This is a genomic window from Fodinibius halophilus (genome assembly GCF_011059105.1).
In the GTDB taxonomy this organism is placed as follows: Bacteria; Bacteroidota; Rhodothermia; order Balneolales; family Balneolaceae; genus Fodinibius; species Fodinibius halophilus.
In genome coordinates, this window is sequence record NZ_JAALLS010000001.1 from 179,124 (window position 1) to 197,429 (window position 18,306).

The following is an 18,306-nucleotide window of genomic DNA, read 5'->3' on the forward strand; positions in this document are numbered from 1 at the left end:
CCCCTTTTGGATGTGAAAGAGCAGATATTAATTAGTAGGAGACAATTTCTACCAAAGCACTGTCTTGCAGGCTGTTTTGCCCGACTGTTACCACCGTATCGGCAGGATTTATCCCTTCTATAATTTCGATATTATCCCCATTGATATACCCAGTACGTACATTCTGGCGATAAGCCATTTTATCGTTGATTACATAAACACTGCTGGCACCGTCTTCTGTCATCACTGCGTTCTTTGGAATCATTAAGGTATTTTGGTGGGTGTCGTAGACAATACGTACTCGACCAAACATGCCCGGTTTAAGCTTCCGTGATTCATCTTTTATTGAAACGGTAACCTCAAAGGTTCCGGTTTCTGAGTTAACAGTGGGGCTGATTCGTAAAACACGTCCCGAGAAAGTTGCACCGGGGATAGCATCTACTTTTATTTTTGCAGACTGTCCCTTGTTAAGCTTATTCATCTCATGCTCAGGGATATCAAGGACGGCCAGAAGAGGGTCAAAGTCAGTAATCTGAAATACCTCTTGATCGGAATTAATCATATTACCCACTTTGATCATACGGTCAGAAATGATCCCATTGATGGGAGCCGTAATCTGTGTATAGTTTAGCTGCAGTTGTGCAAGTTCATAGGATGATTTCTGTGCCTGGAATTCATATTTAGCATTTTCAAACTCCTGTGCACTAATTAGCTCTTTTTGATAGAGTTCTTTCTTACGATTAAGTTCATTTTTGAGACGGTCCATTGTCGCTTTGGCCTGTTGTGCTTCCAGCCTAAGCTGTTCATCTTCGAGTTGTGCCAACAGGTCTCCGGCTTGTACAATATCCCCTTCTTCAACATGGAGCGTTTCGACCAAACCACGAACTTTTGCTACAACAGTAGCTTCTTCATCTGCTTCGAGGGTTGTTGTACTGGAATAATAAGCCGATATATCTCCTGTATTGGCAGTAGCTACTTCTACCGGCACAGCTGCTGTGGAATCTTTATCCATGACATCTTTTGACTGTGTTTCTGTACTACAAGAAGAGATGAATACAGCACACAACCCAACCAATCCTAAAGCCAATCTTTTTGCTGAAAAATTCATGCTAAAAACCAATTTGAAAAGATTAAGAATTATTAAACTATCTGTTTTTCAATACGGAGCAGTTTTGAAAATTGTTACGAAAAGTTTTTGACCGACTGGGAGAACGGTGTTTTTATTGGTTATAAAATTCCCATAAAAATGGCCATAGATTGCTATAAGGGCTGTTTTGAGGGGAGGCATATTTCTTAGAACGAATAGGTCATATAAGCTAAATAAATTAGCAGCCAATCAATTTAGTATTTAAAAATATTGGTTTGGGAACCTTGTAAAACAATTTTATTAAGCCATTTTGTTCGCCCGCGGATCGGTTTTTTCTCCAATTCTGTTCTTCGTAATCTTTGTGACCAGCTTGGTCTCTCCCGACAGTATATTTGGTCTCGATGTAACTGAGGGAAAGAAACAGTTTGGCCTCTTTTCCCTTTATATTGATGGATATGTTTTGACCATTTCGGTGTTGGCTTATGATCCAGAATACCGTTATTATTATGGATCTTATAATTTTAACGTACTGATTCAATAAAGGTCTGCATTAAATCAAATGCAGTTAAAATGGGAATCCGGTGATTGGTCTTACGCATTGCTAATACCCAAAGTCCGGAGCAGTCCCCGCTGCTGTAATCTCTACGCACCTAATAGGGTGTGACCTTTTGATAGCTGTTATATCCACTCCTGATGATAGATTTCGGGGGGAAGGTTCTCAAAAGTGGAGTAAGCCAGAAGACCTGCCCGTATTGATGACGGAAAAAGCTTTCGGGAGAAAAGCTGTATCCATGTTGCAACAACGCTTTTACCATCTCTGTTTTCGTTTATTGATCATTGTCATCTTTCCGGTAGTTTTAACGGTAATAGCCTGCCAAAAAACATCGGAAAAGCCCAAGACCAGCAATGTTCCTGCCGATTCCACCTACTTTCAAGATCAGGTTCATACTGAATTTGCTGAAGGCTTCCAGATTGAGTACCACAACAACTATAAGCTACTCGAAATCCTAAAACCTTTTCAGGATAAGGTTGATACCCTGCGCTATGCTTTAGTACCCCGAGAATTGAAAGGGAAAGTAGATGTAGAAGGGGCACGTGCAATTCCTATTCCCATTCGCAGTATGGTTGCCAGTTCTACTACACATATTGGTCTTCTAGAAATGCTGGAAGCCAATGAAGTTCTCTCTGGGATGGTTGGTGCCGAGTATGTGTATAGCTCTAAAGTGAGAAAGGGGATTGAAAGCGGGGAGATAATGAGCCTGAAACAAGGAGAGATTAATAAAGAAAAAGTATTAGAATTAAATCCGGACCTGCTGATGATATCGGGCGGACAATCGTCACAGTTTGATAACTATCGGGTACTTATTGAATCAGGCATCAATATCCTGGTAAACTCTGAATGGTTGGAGACCACCCCGCTGGGTAAAGCAGAGTGGGTGAAAGTAATGGCTGCTTTATTGAATAAAGAAAAGGTGGCGAATAAAAAGTTTGATGCTGTTGTAGCCCGGTACAACAAATTGAAAGCTGCTACTGATACGGTATCACAAAAGCCGATGATTATAAACAGTATGCCCTATAAAGGAGCATGGTTTGTATCGGCAGGTGATAGTTTTGCTGCACAGTTTTTAAAAGATGCCGGGGCCGACTACCCCTGGCTGGATACGGAAGGCACTGGTGGATTGAGAAAAAGTTTTGAAGTAGTATATGAGCAAGGATTAGAAGCAGATATTTGGTTGAATCCCGGTTCTGCTCAAACGAAGGAAGATATTTTAGCCAAGGACAGCCGATTTAAGGAATTTAAAGCATTAAAAACTGGAGAGATTTATAATAATAACAAGCGACTTCACCCCTCAGGAGGTAATGATTACTGGGAGTCCGGGGTGGTCAATCCCGATATTTTGTTGGCTGATCTTATTAAGATCCTACATCCCCAAATAGTTCCGGATCATCAACTCTATTACTACCAGAAAATTAAGTAATGGGAAGATTAATGACTGATCAGCCACAACAACACGGACCGGGCATACGTCCGCTTTACTTATTTCTGTTGGTTACCGGAGTATGTGTGCTATTTGTGTTAAACCTGGCTCTTGGTTCGGTTGATATTCCCATAGAAGCTATTCTTCAGATTTTAGTGGGAGGAGAAGCCGGACAGGAATCTTGGCACAAAATTGTGGTAAATATTCGTCTGCCACGTGCGGTAACAGCCATTATAGCTGGTAGTGCTTTGGCTGTGGGTGGCCTCCAGATGCAGACGCTGTTTCGAAATCCATTGGCCGGACCTTCGGTATTGGGCATCACGGCAGGAGCCAGCTTAGGTGTTGCCGTTGTGATGTTAGCAGCCGGAACTATCACCAGTATTTTTGCCATTCAACAGCTTTCGGCCATGGGAAGCTGGCTCATTGTGTTAGCTGCCAGCTTGGGATCGGCTGCCGTGTTACTGCTTATTTTACTGATATCCATTAAAGTGCGTGATAATGTGACGCTACTCATTATCGGTTTGATGATAGGCAATGTTACCATCGCTCTCGTAAGTATTTGGCAATATTTCAGCCGTCCCGAGCAGATTCAGGATTATCTCATTTGGACTTTTGGTAGCCTGGGTGGGGTGCCACTGGATCAACTCTGGATTTTAGCAGCAGTTGCTGTTGTGGGAGGGGGAATAGCCCTGGTACTGTCGAAACCATTGAATGGGCTGTTACTTGGTGAAAACTATGCGCGCAGTATGGGGCTGTCGGTTGCCAGCACGCGCATATGGATTATTGTGAGTACCAGTCTGCTGGCCGGAGGTATTACCGCTTTTTGTGGTCCCATCGGTTTTGTGGGGATTGCGGTGCCTCATTTAACCCGCTCACTTTTAGGTACCAACGACCACCGGGTGTTGATTCCCAGTACATTGTTAATGGGAGCCATTCTGCTGTTGGCTTGCGATATTATTGCGCAGGTACCCGGTTCCACAACCACACTTCCTATCAGTGCTGTAACATCCTTGGTGGGTTCGCCGGTAGTAATATGGGTAATCATCCAACGCAAAAACCTGCAGGCCTCATTTTGATGGAGTTTGAAAAACAGATCATATCTACGGAGGAATTGAGTATCGGCTTTCCGGCCCGCCGAACTATGGGGACTCCTACAGTAGTAGCTTCAGATATTGATGTAGTTCTCAACAGTGGGGAGATTGTTTGCTTGTTGGGACCCAACGGATCGGGTAAGTCAACGCTTATCCGAACGTTGACCGGATTGCACCGTCCTCTTGGAGGATTAATTGAGTTAGAAGACCAAAAATTACAGGCCTTTTCTGCTAAGCAGATTGCTAAAAAGGTAAGTACGGTGCTTACCGACCGGCTTACAATCGGTAATTTGAGTGTTTACGAACTGGTATCGTTTGGCCGGTCACCCTATACGGGATGGTTTGGGTCGCTCAGTAAACAGGATGAAGAGATTGTTGACTGGGCAATACAGTCAACCGGCATTGAACAGTTTGTAAATAGGGATGTGCTTCGGCTCAGTGACGGGGAGCGCCAAAAGGTGATGATTGCCCGGGCGTTGGCCCAAAACACCTCAGCCATCATGCTTGACGAGCCGACCGCTCACCTGGATCTGCCTAATAGGGTAGAGATCATTCGCCTGCTCCGAGAACTGGCCCATGACACCCAAAAAGGAATTCTACTGTCCACCCACGAACTGGATCTGGCTCTTAAGGCAGCTGATACATTATGGTTAATCGATATGAATGGTAATGTAATTACCGGCACGCCCGAAGATTTGGTGTTGGATGGTACTTTTGAGTCGGTTTTTGAACGCGACAGCTTTGAATTTGATCGCAGCACGGGCTCATTTAAGCTGCTCCATCCCCAAAAAGCCCCGATTTATTTACATGGTGATGCGGTGGGTCAGTTTTGGACACGGCGGGCCCTGGAGCGATCGGGATACCAGGTAAAAGAATCGAATGGCACCGATATTCAGGTAGAGGTCAAACGAACGGGCAATGATTTTGAATGGAGGCTGCATTGCTGTGAAGACCATTTTGAGTGTAATTCTATTGAAGTAATGTTAGAACAGCTAAAGAAATATTGTTAGATATGAAATTTTTAATGGTTAACACGCTTTTATTTTCTAGTTAAAGGTTATACCTTACAGCGCTCTTTGAAATAGTGATTCGGTTCCCCATTAGTACTGGGGTGAAAAGGGAATTTCGTGACCGAGCGTTCTAGCTTGGGAATCGGAAGCTGTACCCGCAACTGTAATTCCGTGAAATAACTATCGCATATCTTTGTGTCACTATCTACCTGCCGGTGGATGGGAAGGCCCGATAGTTGGAAAAGCCAGGAGACCTGCCAATCGATTCTATTTCGAGGAACTTTCGGGAGTTAAAGTTTCTACGAGGATTTTATGTTAAAACTATGTATTCGTTATAGCACAGCTATAATTTGTTGTGTCCTTTTTCTTACCCCTATTACCACTTATGGGCAAACTGTAAGTGATACGCTTCAGTTGGATGAAATTGAAGTGAAAGCCACTCGTATATACCAGCCAAGAAACTACCAACCTACCAATGTAGAAGTTATTGATTCGGTGCAGCTTGAGATGTTAAAGACCTTATCAGTAGCTGAGGTGTTAGCCTCACAGTCCTCTCTTATGATTAAAGATTATGGGCCCGGCGGGATGGCTACAGCATCACAACGTGGGCTCTCTTCAGAGCAGATACAGGTATTGTGGGAAGGAATTCCCATCAACAGCCCAATGCAGGGACAGGCAGATTTATCATTGCTGCCGGCCAGCTTTTTCTCAAATGTACAGGTTAGTTCCGGCACGCCCAGTACCGCTTTTGGCGGAGGAAGTCTTTCGGGTGCACTTTATCTCGGATCAGATTGGAAACAAACGAATTATGTTTCCACGCATCAAAGTATTGGGTCTTTTGGTCAGTGGCAATCGTCGGTGCAGGGCAAGTATAATGCTGATGGGGTTCTGGTATCAGTTCGGGGGCTCTATGATTATGGAGATAATGACTATGAATATTTTAGCCGCGCTTATAATAGAGTTGAAAAACGAAAGCACAACCGGAGTAAACGCTACAGTGTAATGAGTTCGGTTGGACAAAACAGAGATTCTGATCAATGGAAAACTACTTTCTGGCTATCTGATAGTAAAAACCAGATCCCTGGTGATATACTTAGTACGAACCCCAAGGCACGACAAAATGATAAGTCATTACGTTGGTTGAGTTCATACGATAAAAATTGGGGTGATACGGAGCTGGCATTTAAGAATTATTTAGAAAAGATAAAGCTGAATTACTTTGATCCCGGCAATGGTACTCGCAGCTTAAGTACGACCAAACGTTGGATGGTAAGTTCCACTGCTATCCATTCGGTTGGTGAACACTTGTTACTAAAGGGGGAGGTTAGTGGTGAATTGACAAGTGTTGAGACAAATAATTATAAAGACATTAAGAATCGACAACAGTTTAGTGTATTAACGAACCCAGAGCTTACACTAGACAGTCAACGGTTGCGTATTTATCCGTCATTGCGGGTTGATATGTATAGTGATTTTGGAACGGTATTAAGTCCTTCATTGGGAGCAAATTATGAACTGTTTGCAGACCGTCTCTTTTTGCGCGGGCAATTGAGTCGCGATTTTAATGCACCATCATTTAATGCCCTGTATTGGGGAGATGCCGGCGATCCTAACCTTAAACCTGAGCGAAGTAACAGTGCAGAGTTGGGAGTTTCCTTAAGCCAAACGCAGTTTGTAGGGATTACCTCCCTCGATATTACGGGGTACTACAGTAAGGTGGATAATGGTATTCGGTGGTATCCTAATAATTCGGGACAATGGGCACCGAGTAATGTGGAGCAGGTAACGACTAAAGGAATTGAAGCCCATCTTACCAATACTTTTTTATATGAAGGACCATGGTTATTAACGATTGATCAGAAAGGAATAATGACAAGTACAGAGATTTCAGAAGCTCGTTTCCGGGGAGATCAAGGGGTAGGTAATCAAGTCCGCCTGGTACCCAAATGGAAGTATAACGCATCGCTGACACTACAACGAGGCATTGCTACAGCGGTTCTAAAATACCGTTGGATAAGTAGAAGATATTTGACAGAAACCGAAGCTGTCAGCAATTCTCTAGATCCATATCAAGTGATAGATGCTCACCTGCAACTGAAGAAAACGTATCAAAATTTCAATCTAAAAGTACTGGCAGCAGCTAAAAACATACTTGGTGAGAACTATGAAATTATCAGCTGGTATCCCATGCCTAAACGGAACTACAACTTTTCAATAACTGCAACCTATAAATTCTAAATATATACTATAATGAAACAACGATACTCAATACTTCTTTTATCATTGGTGCTTGTTATAGCATCATGTGGAAAAGATAATGGCAATAATACTGATCCGTTAGAAGATGCCACAGTTTATGTGCTTAATGAAGGGAACTTTAGTTCTGCAAATGGATCTATTACAAGTTACAGTCCTGAATCGGGCAGTACCACCTTACAAGCTTTTGATAAGGCAAACGGTCGTCCCATGGCAGGTTATCTGCAAACTTCAAAAGTAATTGGTGATCGCCTGTATATTGTATCAAATAAAGCCAATAAAATTGAAATTGTAGATAAAAATTCACTAAAAAGCGAAGGAACTATTGAATTTACTTATTCTCCTACTGCTATAGAGGTGGTGGACGAAACCGCGTATGTAGGTCTTTATCAATACAATCAAAATAGTGAAGATATAAGAAGAATTATTGCTTATGATTTGGCTAACATGAAAAAAACGGATCAAAAAACAGATGTGAGTTCTATGGTCCGTGATATTGAGTTTGCGGGCGGCAAGTTATATGCCACAAATAATGGAGGGAATACGGTAACTGTTCTTGATCCTTCAGATATTTCTATTGAGAAAACAATTAATGTAGGATATGCACCAAATGAAATGTTACTCGATAATGAAGATCGAATTTGGATTGCTTGTAATGGATCGTCGTACACAGATAAACCCGCTAGCCTTTATGTTCTAGACGCTCAAACAGCTACAAAGATTGATTCGATTGTTACAGGCGTTGAGGTCGGAACCACATCGTACCAAAAACGTATGTCATTGAACGTTGAAAAAGCAGAAGCCTATTTGATCAATGATGGTATCTCTGTAATTGATATGAATACGTATTCAATAAAAGAACAGGCAATTGATACTGAGTCTTTCTATTCAATTGGTTATTTCCCTTTGCAGGAGCGTATTTATACTGGCAAAAGTAAAGGCACCTCTCAAGCCGGTAAAGGGTATGTTTATGATCTGAAAGGGACTGCTGTGGATTCTTTTAACGTAGGTATTATTCCCCACAAGTTTCATTTTACAAGCAACTGATACCCCTAAAAGAGAGACCAATAATCGGGCTTCTCTAAGGTCCGATTACTTGAGCCAATAAAATAATCCTGGATGGGTTCGCCCGTTCAGGATTATTTTATACTCGGATGTACTTTCGGATGGAATAGTTTGAATAAGAATGCCATTTGTATTGAAAGGTTAATTGAATAATGATGATATGATCCACTTAATAACCGGCGGACAGCGATCGGGCAAAAGCAGCAGGGCCCAGGAGCTTGCTCTATCATTAACCGACAGTCCGGTATACATTGCTACGGCACGCGTTTGGGATGAGGACTTTGAGCAGCGCGTGGAACGGCATAAAGATGATCGTGACGAGCGGTGGACTAGCCTCGAAGTTGAAAAAGCGTTGGGAGATATTGAGGTCAAAGCAGAAGTTGTGGTTGTCGATTGTATTACACTTTGGCTTACCAACTTTTTTATGGATACCGACCAGGATATTGACCGGTCGATGGAGTTGGCGAAGAACGAACTTGAGAAATTATTTAAAAAGGACTGCACGCTTATTTTAGTCACCAACGAAATTGGTATGGGCACGCACGCCCACACCGAAAGCGGCCGAAAATTTGCTGATATGCAGGGCTGGATGAATCAGTACATCGCGAAACAGGCCGATAAAGTAACCCTTATGGTTTCCGGCATTCCCGTTGAAGTAAAAGGCTAGCTTTTGATTTCTTAGTTGAACTTTTTTGAGGCCTAATGATGAGATGGACTGTTAAAATGTCCCCCTTGAAGGTCGCCGACGCATCAAAGTACAGCCTACGTAGCTGAAATCTACTTCGGCGCAGTAGGCCTTTAGCGACGTTGCGGGGATTAAGGGGGATGGCCTTTTACATTAAATTTATATTGAGCACAAATATAAATTGGGCCGGAAGTCTGACAGTTGGCAAACAAGTAAATAAGCACGAGCGGACGCTCGCGCTATGGTGTTTATACATTATATTTTCAATAGGAAGATCTCCATGTCATGTTGAACCATGGACTGAGTCCGGCAAAGTATTCACTTTCAGCATTTTCAATTATCACCATTGAGATAAAGTATTTATTAGATGAAAGAATTTGATATATCAGCAGTAGCAAAGGATTTGGAAGAGGCCCTACAGCATAAAATTGACAATAAAACCAAGCCGGTGGGGGCACTCGGCAGGCTGGAAGAGGTTGCTCTTAAAGTCGGGCTTATACAGCAGGAGTTAGAGCCCCAGCTGCAAATCCCGTTGTTGGCCGTTTTCGCCGGAGATCACGGTATTGCCGCCGAAGGAGTAGTGAATGCCTATCCCCAGGAAGTAACGGCACAGATGGTAATGAATATGGTAGGGGGAGGGGCCGCCGTAAATGTATTTTGTGAAACGCACGGTTTAGCAACAAAAATTATTGATGCCGGAGTAGCAGCAGAACTCCCACCCAATGAAATGCTGATCGACCGCAAAGTAGCAGAGGGTACTCAAAACTATACTGAGGTCCCGGCTATGACTGCCGCCCAGTGTAATAATGCCATTGAAGCAGGAGCAGCGCTTGTCAGCCAATGGTCTGATGAGGGAACGAATATCATCGGTTTTGGAGAGATGGGGATAGGCAATACCTCATCAGCAGCTATCATCACAAGTTTAATTACCGGTAAGTCCATTGAAGAGTGCACGGGCAAAGGTACGGGACTGGATGATGAGGGCGTATCCCAAAAGGCCAAGGTACTTGCAAAGGCTATCGAAGCTCATGATATTGACGGCGATCCATTTTCTATTCTACAGACATTTGGGGGATATGAAATTGCCATGATAGTAGGAGCCGTATTGCAGGCAGCAGAGCAGCAGATGGTTATTCTAGTGGATGGGTTTATTGCCACTGCAGCTTTTATGGTTGCCTGCGAATGTTATCCCGATGCTCGGGAGTATGGAATTTTTGCCCATCAGTCGGATGAGCAGGGACATCGTATTCAGTTGAATTACCTGCAAGCTAACCCATTGCTGCAGCTGGGCATGCGATTAGGTGAAGGTACCGGGGCCGCTATGGCCTATCCCATTGTGGAATCAGCAGTTAACTTTTTAAATGAGATGGCATCGTTCCAAGATGCCGGCGTATCACAAGGTGATAAGGAATGAAACGAGAAATACAGGTCTTTCTGACGGCGGTAATGTTTTTTACCAAAATTCCGTGTCCCAAGTGGGTAGATCATTCCCCGGAATTTCTAAATGAAAGTGCACGATACTTTTCCCTGATGGGGATTATTGTCGGCAGTGTAGGGGCAGGAGTTTTTTGGGGATTCAATCTCATCTTTCCACAACCAATTGCTATTTTATTGAGTATGCTGGCGACAATATGGTTGACCGGTGCTTTCCACGAAGACGGCCTGGCCGATATGTTTGATGGCTTTGGCGGCGGATGGACCAAAGAGAAAATCCTCAGTATCATGAAAGATTCCCGCATCGGTACCTTTGGGGTGGCCGGATTGGCAGGGATTCTTGCACTGAAGTTTGTAAGCCTCAATGAGCTTCCATCGGCTGCAATCCCTTTTTTGTTGATAGCGGGTCATGCTGTTAGTCGATTTTTAGCGACCACACTGATTATGACTCACGATTACGTACGTGGTGAACCCTCTAAAGCCAAGCCGGTAGCAAAAAAGATGTCTCCATTTTCTATTACAGTCAGTGCTGTTTTTGGTCTACTCCCGCTGCTCTTGGTTCCACATTATTGGATCTGGCTTAGCCTTATTCCTATGGTCGCCGTACTGGTATATTTGGGATATTTCTTTAATAAATGGATCGGCGGACATACCGGCGATTGTAGCGGAGCCACACAACAACTAACCGAAGTAACTTTTTACCTGTCAGCAGTAGTTATATGGACGTTTATTTAATTCGACACACTACCCCCGATATCGACGAGGGGATTTGTTACGGACAAAAAGATATTGGATTAGCCGTTGACTATGCCAAAGAAGTGAATATCCTAAAGGGAAAGCTTCCCAAAGGCTTTCATAATCATACGGTCTATAGCAGTCCACTAAAACGTTGTCACAAGTTAGCTAATGATCTGGCCTCTGATGATGTAATTACCGACGAACGCCTGATGGAGCTAGATTTTGGCAACTGGGAAGGCCGGCGGTGGGATGATATTCCCCAGGGAGAGTTAGGGCCATGGATGGAAAACTTCGTAGAAATTGAGTCTCCCGGCGGAGAATCGTATCAGCAATTAAATAACAGGGTGGTGGACTGGTGGCAAGAGCTCATTAAGGAAGAACCGGAACATCTATTGGTGGCAACCCACGGGGGCGTTATCCGTTGCCTGATAAGCCAGGTATTAGGCATTCCCCTTGAGAACAGTTTTCGTTTGGCTGTTGATTACGGAAGCGTTTCAAAGATATCCCGCCAACATAATCGAAATTCAGTAGCCTATATCAACAGATGAAAAAAGCATTATTTAACTGGAGCGGGGGTAAAGACTCTTCATTCGCCTTATATCGTGTTTTGCAGGATGATGCCTATGAAATATCGGGTCTGTTGACGAGCTTTAATAAATCGAACCAGAGAGTTTCAATGCATGGCATTCATCAGGGATTGATTGAAGAGCAAGCTCGGCAAATTGGTCTGCCGTTGCACAAACTGATGCTACCGGAAAATTTGGGGATGGAAGCCTATAACACCTATATGGAGCAGGAACTTTCAGAGCATAAAGAGAAAGGGATCTGTACAGGCATCTTTGGAGATATCTTTTTAGAGGATCTTAAAGAGTATCGCGAAGAGCAGTTAAAGAAAATCGGGCTGAATGCCGAATTTCCCTTGTGGAAAGAATCTACATCAGCACTGTCTAAAGCATTTATTGAGGTCGGATTTAAAGCAGTCGTAGTTTCAGTTAGTGGACAAAAATTGGGTGAAAGTTTTGTTGGGCGGCTCTACGATGAATCTTTTATAGAAGATTTGCCGCAGGGGGTAGATCCCTGTGGAGAAAATGGGGAATTTCATACCTTTGTGTTTGATGGACCGATCTTTGAAGCTCCTGTTTCTTTCAACATAGGGGAGACTGTAGAACGCACCTATGACCTGCCCGATAATGACGATTCTCATTCGTTTCGGGATGACTCAGACCAGCCAGCTCAATGTTTGTATTGGTTTCTTGACTTGGAAATATAAGTATCCGGAGTGGTCTGTTTTATTTCAATATTTCTATTTCTAAACCGCTTGAAAATCTCCCATTTTTATAATGTTAAGTATCCATTTACTTCTGGTTTTCTACCATTTAGATTGTTGATTTTTAATCTGTCTTGAGATTTCTAGCACAGAGAGGTTTTTAGGCAAAAAGCCCCTTTTTATACAAATATTAAAAAATTTTAATCTTTTGAAATGGACTTGATTCAACTAGGCGTTCGTGAGACGGCATTTTGAGAGGTTGTCGGAAAGTTATCCACAGGTTGTGGATTTCTTGAGTCAAAATGGAAAGAAAAAGAGCGGGAGAAGTTGATTTCATTGTGGATAACTTTGCCCTTTTGTGGAAAAGTAATTAGTCAATTTACTTGCTCCACAGCGCCAGTCCTTTATATTTAACTGATGGGAGAGTGGCGATTTTTTTAGTGCATTTAAAGCCTTCCAAACTAGTCAAAATAATTTGTAAGTAACCGGAGAATATTTATGAAATTTACACGCTTTTATACTCAGGAAGAGTGGGATAGCCCTTTTGGAGATATGAAGTTTGAGAGCCGTAAATCGGAGATCAAAAATCCCGATGGCTCAATGGTCTTTTCAATGGATGAAGTAATTGTACCGGCGTCTTGGTCGCAGGTTTCAACAGATGTTATTGCGCAGAAGTATTTTAGAAAAGCCGGTGTTCCAAAGAAAACAAAAAAGGTCAAAGAAAAAGGAGTGCCTGAATGGCTTCAACGTTCTGAAGCCGATGAAAAGGCAATGAAAGATATTGATGAAGAAGAACGCTATGGCGGAGAGTTTGACAGTCGCCAGGTGTTTCACCGTTTGGCCGGCTGCTGGACCTACTGGGGATGGAAACATGATTATTTTGACTCAGAAGAACAGGCGAAAGTATTTTATGATGAGCTTTGCTACATGTTAGCCAACCAGATGGCGGCACCTAATAGCCCCCAATGGTTTAACACCGGTTTGCACTGGGCCTATGGAATTAATGGTCCATCGCAGGGACACTATTATGTTGATGGAAAGACCGGTGAACTGACCCGTTCGGATGATGCCTATTCCCATCCGCAACCGCATGCCTGCTTTATCCAAAGTATTGATGACAATCTTGTAAATGAGGGCGGTATCATGGACCTATGGGTTCGTGAAGCCCGGCTCTTCAAATATGGATCTGGAACGGGAAGTAACTTCTCCAAGGTTCGCGGCGAAGGAGAGCCCCTGAGTGGTGGCGGACGTTCTTCCGGATTAATGAGCTTCCTCAAGATTGGTGATAAGGCAGCAGGTGCAATTAAGTCAGGCGGAACAACCCGTCGTGCAGCCAAGATGGTTACGCTTGATATGGACCATCCGGATATTGAAGAGTATATAAACTGGAAGGTTCGAGAGGAACAGAAAGTTGCTTCTATGGTTGCCGGGTCTAAAATCCTGGAAAGCCATCTTAAAAAAATCATCAAGCTTTGTAACAAGCCGGTTGAAATTGACGGCCGTACCTTCAATGGTGCAGTTAGCCGTGATCCGGTGAAAAACAAAGAGCTTGGAAAAGCAATTAAAGAAGCCAAAGAAGACCAGGTTCCGCTGAACTATATTGAACGCGTTGTTCAATTAGCGGCACAGGGCTTTACTGATCTCGAGTTTGATACTTATGATACTGATTGGGATTCCGAAGCTTATCGTACAGTAAGTGGACAGAATTCGAATAACTCTGTTCGCATCCCCAACAAATTTATGAAGGCCGTTAAGGATGACGATCAGTGGGATCTCTATTGGAGAACCGAGAAGCGGAAGGCGGCTGAAGAAGGGCGGGAGCCTGAGCCTTGCAAGTCGATGCCGGCCCGTAAGCTATGGGACGATATCTCGCATGCTGCCTGGTCGTGCGCCGACCCGGGAGCCCAGTACCACGACACTATTAATGAGTGGCACACATGTCCTAACGATGGACCGATCAACGGGAGTAACCCTTGTTCGGAATATATGTTCCTCGACAACACAGCTTGTAACCTGGCGTCGTTGAACCTGATGAAGTATTTCAAAACGGACAAGTGTGATGAGTTTGATGTAGAAGCACTTCGCAATGCTTCTCGACTGTGGACGGTGGTTCTGGAAATTTCTGTACTGATGGCTCAGTTCCCATCTAAAGAGATCGCCGAACTGTCTTATAAGTATCGTACACTCGGTTTAGGATTTGCAAACCTCGGTGCGGCCTTGATGGTTCAGGGTGTACCTTACGACAGTGATGAAGGATGCGCTATTGCCGGTGGATTGATGAGTATCATCCACATGAATGCCTATGCTACCAGTGCCGAAATGGCGAAGGAGCTTGGCGCATTCGAGCGTTTTGAAGCTAATAAGGAGCCCATGCTCAAGGTGGTACGAAACCACAAACGGGCCGCTTATAACGTGGATCCTGATGAGTACGAAGACCTGACGGTGAAACCGATGGGTATTGATGCTAATGAATGTCCGGATAATTTGCTCAAGGCAGCGCGCGAAGATTCGGATAAAGCAGTAGAGATGGGTAAAGAGCACGGATATCGCAATGCCCAGGTAACGGTAATTGCCCCTACGGGTACTATCGGTCTGGTCATGGATTGCGATACGACAGGCATTGAGCCCGACTTTGCACTGGTGAAGTTCAAGAAGCTGGCCGGTGGCGGACACTTCAAGATTATTAATCAATGTGTGCCTAAAGCGCTGCAAAACTTAGGATACAGTCCTAAAGAGCGACAGGAGATTATTGATTACGCCAAAGGTCACGGTACGCTGGATGGTTGTCCGCATATTAATGAGGAGGCCCTCCGCGAAAAAGGCTTTGGTGACAAGCAGCTGGATGCTATTGAAGAAGCACTGCCCAGCAGCTTTGAAATTAAATTTGCCTTTAACCAGTGGACACTGGGCGAAGACTTCTGTAAAGAAGAGCTTGGCCTGAGTGACGAACAGCTTGCGAATCCACAGTTTGATATTCTCAAGCATCTAGGATTTAACAAAGAGCAGATTCAGGAAGCCAACGATTATGTCTGTGGTACTATGACGGTAGAAGGTGCACCGCATCTAAAAGATGAACACCTGCCGGTCTTTGACTGTGCCAATCGTTGTGGACGAATCGGAACGCGATATATTGCGCCCGGCGGACATATTCGTATGATGGCAGCAGCACAGCCGTTTGTTTCCGGTGCTATTTCGAAAACAATTAACTTGCCTAACGAAGCAACGGTTGAAGACTTCAAAGATGCCTATATGGATTCTTGGGAGCTGATGTTGAAAGCAAATGCCTTGTATCGAGATGGTTCGAAGTTGAGTCAGCCGTTGAATAGCCTCAGTGATGTCTTCGAAGATCTGGATGAAGAAGATCTGGATGAAGAAACATCCGAAGCCCAGGATGAAGTGGTTAAAACCGCTGAGAAAATTATACACAAGTATGTGGCTGATCGCCAGCGTCTGCCGAACCGACGAAATGGTTATACGCAGAAAGTGAAGATTGGCGGACAAAGCGTGTACCTGAGAACGGGAGAATACAAAAACGGCCAGCTCGGTGAAATCTTTATCGATATGCACCGTGAAGGAGCGGCCTTCCGAAGTCTCACCAACTGTTTTGCCATTGCAATTTCTCTTGGATTACAGCATGGTGTACCGCTCGAAGAGTTCGTTGATGCTTTCACATTTACGAAGTTTGAACCCAGTGGTACCGTCAGCGGAAGCCCGCATGTTAAGATGACGACTTCTGTTATTGATTACATCTTCCGTGAGCTTGCCGTAACGTACCTCGGTCGTGATGACCTTGCGCATGTTCCTGCTGAAGACGTTATGTCGCGTAAAATGCGACCATCGGAAGAGGCTGAGCAGGCTCGTGAAAAAGCACGACGTGTAGATCCTACCAAGAATGGGGGACAGGCCGATGCTGTAGCAGAGCCGGAACCGGCTACGCAATCTGCAGATAATGATGACGGCTACCAAAGTGATTATGAGAAGGCTAAAGAGCTCGGTTATACCGGTGACTCTTGCCCGGAATGCGGTAGTATGACGATGGTCCGTAACGGAACGTGTCAGAAGTGCATTACCTGTGGTTCAACCACCGGCTGCTCGTAAAACGATTGTCTAAACATGGCAAGTCTCTGAGACTTGCCATGTTTTAAGAAGTAAACTTAACCCTGACAGAATGTTGAATTCTGTCAGGGTTTTTTATTGCTACATATAAGGCAAACAAGGTCAATTTTATTTTGAAGGACTAAAAAATTCTTTAATACCGTCTAGGAGCTAAAAATGAAACAATAGGTATCTTAAAATTGTTTAGTAACCTAAAGGTAAAAGGGGAATAAAAGCTATTGATCATTATGAGTGTACAAGTAGAAACACCTTCGGATGAAGACATTAAACTGGATGTAATTAAACAAATGAAATGGGATGCCCGTATTGATGCATCCGATGTTAGCATTACCGTTAACAACGGAGAAGTATCAATTTCAGGCCAAGTACCTTCTCTTACCGCCAAGTCTGCAGCTACTAATGATGCATACTTGGTGGAAGGAGTATCAACGGTTAAAAATGAGTTAAATATTGAATTTCCCGATACTGAAACGGTACCTACAGATAAGCAGATAGAAGATAATGTAGTTACGGCCTTAGCATTGGATGGGGATCTCAAATCCTATAAGATCGACGTGGATGTTAATCAGGGTTGGGTCACCTTAGAAGGTACCGTAGATGCATATTGGGAGAAGATACATGCCAAAAATGAGGTACTTGAACTGTCCGGTGTTATTGGCGTTACGAATAACCTTGGCGTAGTACCAACCGGTGATTACATGGACGAATCGATCGCCAAAGACATTATCAATGCCCTTGAACGAAATGTTCATATCTTTGCCGATGATGTCAACGTCCGTGTTGAAGATGGTAATGTTACCTTAGAAGGTACTGTTGAGACATCCAAAGCCAAGAATGCTGCCTTTGATTCAGCCCTCTATACACCGGGCGTAGTAAGTGTTGATAATAAAATTATGGTTGTCTAAATAACTACAACCATAGATGTAATTCCAAGGTCTGTCGAATGCGGCAGGCCTTTTTTATTTGTAGAGGGCTTTGCAAAACCTATTTGTCCTCGCGAATGGAATGCGGAGATTTCTTCGGGAGTTTTTTGGGGCTGATTATAGGAGCCTTGGTTGCGATGGCTGCAGTACCTGTTGTAAAACTTATCGTTGATGTACCTTTTGAGGCCGGTTTTTCGGCATCGACGATGGGTATTATTGCTATTCTTGCAGTTGTTATTGGTATCGTATTTGGGACATACCCGGCGATGCGTGCAGCAAAACTAACGCCGGTGGAAGCTATAAGAAGAGAATAGTTTTTGAAAGGATTAAAAAAGGTTTGTCCGACTATGTATAAATATGTTATTTAGAAGTTAAGTATTAGTTTATTTGTAAACAGAGAACCTTAATTAAATAAAAAAAGTATGATGGGATCATTTGGCGGAATGGAAATGATAATTATGTTGATTGTTGGATTGTTACCAACGCTTCTTGTAGTGGGCTATTTTTTATGGATGGGATCAAAAATAAACACAATTGCGAGAGATCAGGCAGAACAAACCCAAGAGATGAGGAAGCTTGTTAAGCTTTTAAAAGAGGAAGGGAATTCAGCAGATAATTGATATGGATTAAAGGTAAAATCCCCGGCAGATTTAGGGTCTGCCAGGGAGGAAACCTA

Annotated in this window: 15 protein-coding genes and 2 riboswitches; of the genes, 14 read left to right on the forward strand and 1 reads right to left on the reverse strand. The window is 43.5% G+C overall.

Going from position 1 to position 18,306, the window contains the following annotated elements; translation table 11 throughout:
• Positions 1 to 31: 31 nt before the first annotated feature.
• Positions 32 to 1,087: an efflux RND transporter periplasmic adaptor subunit gene (locus G3569_RS00625; protein ID WP_165265025.1), complete on the reverse strand. Its 1,056-nt coding sequence runs from the start codon at positions 1,085 to 1,087 to the stop codon at positions 32 to 34.
• Between the two features lie 503 nt (positions 1,088 to 1,590).
• Positions 1,591 to 1,831: riboswitch (cobalamin riboswitch) on the forward strand.
• On the opposite strand from G3569_RS00625, the gene G3569_RS00630 reads away from it, so the two are divergent.
• The 14 genes from G3569_RS00630 (at position 1,822) to G3569_RS00695 (ending at position 18,250) form a co-directional block, all read left to right on the forward strand.
• Positions 1,822 to 3,045, forward strand: coding sequence for an ABC transporter substrate-binding protein (locus G3569_RS00630; protein ID WP_165265027.1), 1,224 nt, complete (start codon positions 1,822 to 1,824; stop codon positions 3,043 to 3,045). Its footprint overlaps the riboswitch before it by 10 nt.
• 11 nt (positions 3,046 to 3,056) lie before the next feature.
• Positions 3,057 to 4,121, forward strand: a complete 1,065-nt coding sequence (locus tag G3569_RS00635) for an iron ABC transporter permease (RefSeq protein WP_205719965.1) — start codon at positions 3,057 to 3,059, stop codon at positions 4,119 to 4,121.
• Positions 4,079 to 5,146: an ABC transporter ATP-binding protein gene (locus tag G3569_RS00640; protein ID WP_205719966.1), complete on the forward strand. Its 1,068-nt coding sequence runs from the start codon at positions 4,079 to 4,081 to the stop codon at positions 5,144 to 5,146. Before G3569_RS00635 ends, G3569_RS00640 begins: the two co-directional genes overlap by 43 nt.
• Positions 5,147 to 5,208: 62 nt before the next feature.
• A riboswitch (cobalamin riboswitch) is annotated at positions 5,209 to 5,422 on the forward strand.
• Positions 5,423 to 5,458: 36 nt separating this feature from the next.
• Complete coding sequence (locus G3569_RS00645) at positions 5,459 to 7,384, forward strand: TonB-dependent receptor plug domain-containing protein (protein WP_165265033.1); 1,926 nt, start codon at positions 5,459 to 5,461, stop codon at positions 7,382 to 7,384.
• Positions 7,385 to 7,396: 12 nt separating this feature from the next.
• Positions 7,397 to 8,449 (forward strand): YncE family protein, encoded by a 1,053-nt coding sequence (locus tag G3569_RS00650; RefSeq protein ID WP_165265035.1) that lies wholly within the window; start codon positions 7,397 to 7,399, stop codon positions 8,447 to 8,449.
• 178 nt (positions 8,450 to 8,627) lie between these two features.
• Positions 8,628 to 9,134 carry a bifunctional adenosylcobinamide kinase/adenosylcobinamide-phosphate guanylyltransferase gene (locus G3569_RS00655; protein ID WP_165265037.1) on the forward strand — a complete coding sequence of 169 codons (507 nt, stop codon included), beginning with the start codon at positions 8,628 to 8,630 and terminating at the stop codon, positions 9,132 to 9,134.
• 385 nt (positions 9,135 to 9,519) lie between these two features.
• Positions 9,520 to 10,566 (forward strand): nicotinate-nucleotide--dimethylbenzimidazole phosphoribosyltransferase, encoded by a 1,047-nt coding sequence (gene cobT, locus G3569_RS00660; RefSeq protein WP_165265039.1) that lies wholly within the window; start codon positions 9,520 to 9,522, stop codon positions 10,564 to 10,566.
• The gene (locus tag G3569_RS00665; RefSeq protein WP_165265041.1) at positions 10,563 to 11,321 is read left to right on the forward strand and encodes an adenosylcobinamide-GDP ribazoletransferase; all 759 of its coding nucleotides are present in this window, start codon (positions 10,563 to 10,565) and stop codon (positions 11,319 to 11,321) included. The genes cobT and G3569_RS00665 overlap by 4 nt, the downstream gene beginning before the upstream one ends.
• Positions 11,306 to 11,872, forward strand: coding sequence for an alpha-ribazole phosphatase (gene cobC, locus G3569_RS00670; RefSeq protein WP_165265043.1), 567 nt, complete (start codon positions 11,306 to 11,308; stop codon positions 11,870 to 11,872). Before G3569_RS00665 ends, cobC begins: the two co-directional genes overlap by 16 nt.
• Complete coding sequence (locus G3569_RS00675; RefSeq protein WP_165265045.1) at positions 11,869 to 12,594, forward strand: Dph6-related ATP pyrophosphatase; 726 nt, start codon at positions 11,869 to 11,871, stop codon at positions 12,592 to 12,594. The genes cobC and G3569_RS00675 overlap by 4 nt, the downstream gene beginning before the upstream one ends.
• 495 nt (positions 12,595 to 13,089) lie before the next feature.
• Positions 13,090 to 16,689 carry a vitamin B12-dependent ribonucleotide reductase gene (locus G3569_RS00680; protein ID WP_165265047.1) on the forward strand — a complete coding sequence of 1,200 codons (3,600 nt, stop codon included), beginning with the start codon at positions 13,090 to 13,092 and terminating at the stop codon, positions 16,687 to 16,689.
• A 245-nt stretch (positions 16,690 to 16,934) separates the two neighbouring features.
• Positions 16,935 to 17,612: a BON domain-containing protein gene (locus tag G3569_RS00685; RefSeq protein ID WP_165265049.1), complete on the forward strand. Its 678-nt coding sequence runs from the start codon at positions 16,935 to 16,937 to the stop codon at positions 17,610 to 17,612.
• A 95-nt stretch (positions 17,613 to 17,707) separates the two neighbouring features.
• Complete coding sequence (locus tag G3569_RS00690) at positions 17,708 to 17,944, forward strand: ABC transporter permease (protein ID WP_165265051.1); 237 nt, start codon at positions 17,708 to 17,710, stop codon at positions 17,942 to 17,944.
• A gap of 108 nt (positions 17,945 to 18,052) precedes the next feature.
• Positions 18,053 to 18,250 (forward strand): PepSY domain-containing protein, encoded by a 198-nt coding sequence (locus G3569_RS00695; RefSeq protein ID WP_165265053.1) that lies wholly within the window; start codon positions 18,053 to 18,055, stop codon positions 18,248 to 18,250.
• The last annotated feature ends 56 nt before the right edge of the window (positions 18,251 to 18,306 follow it).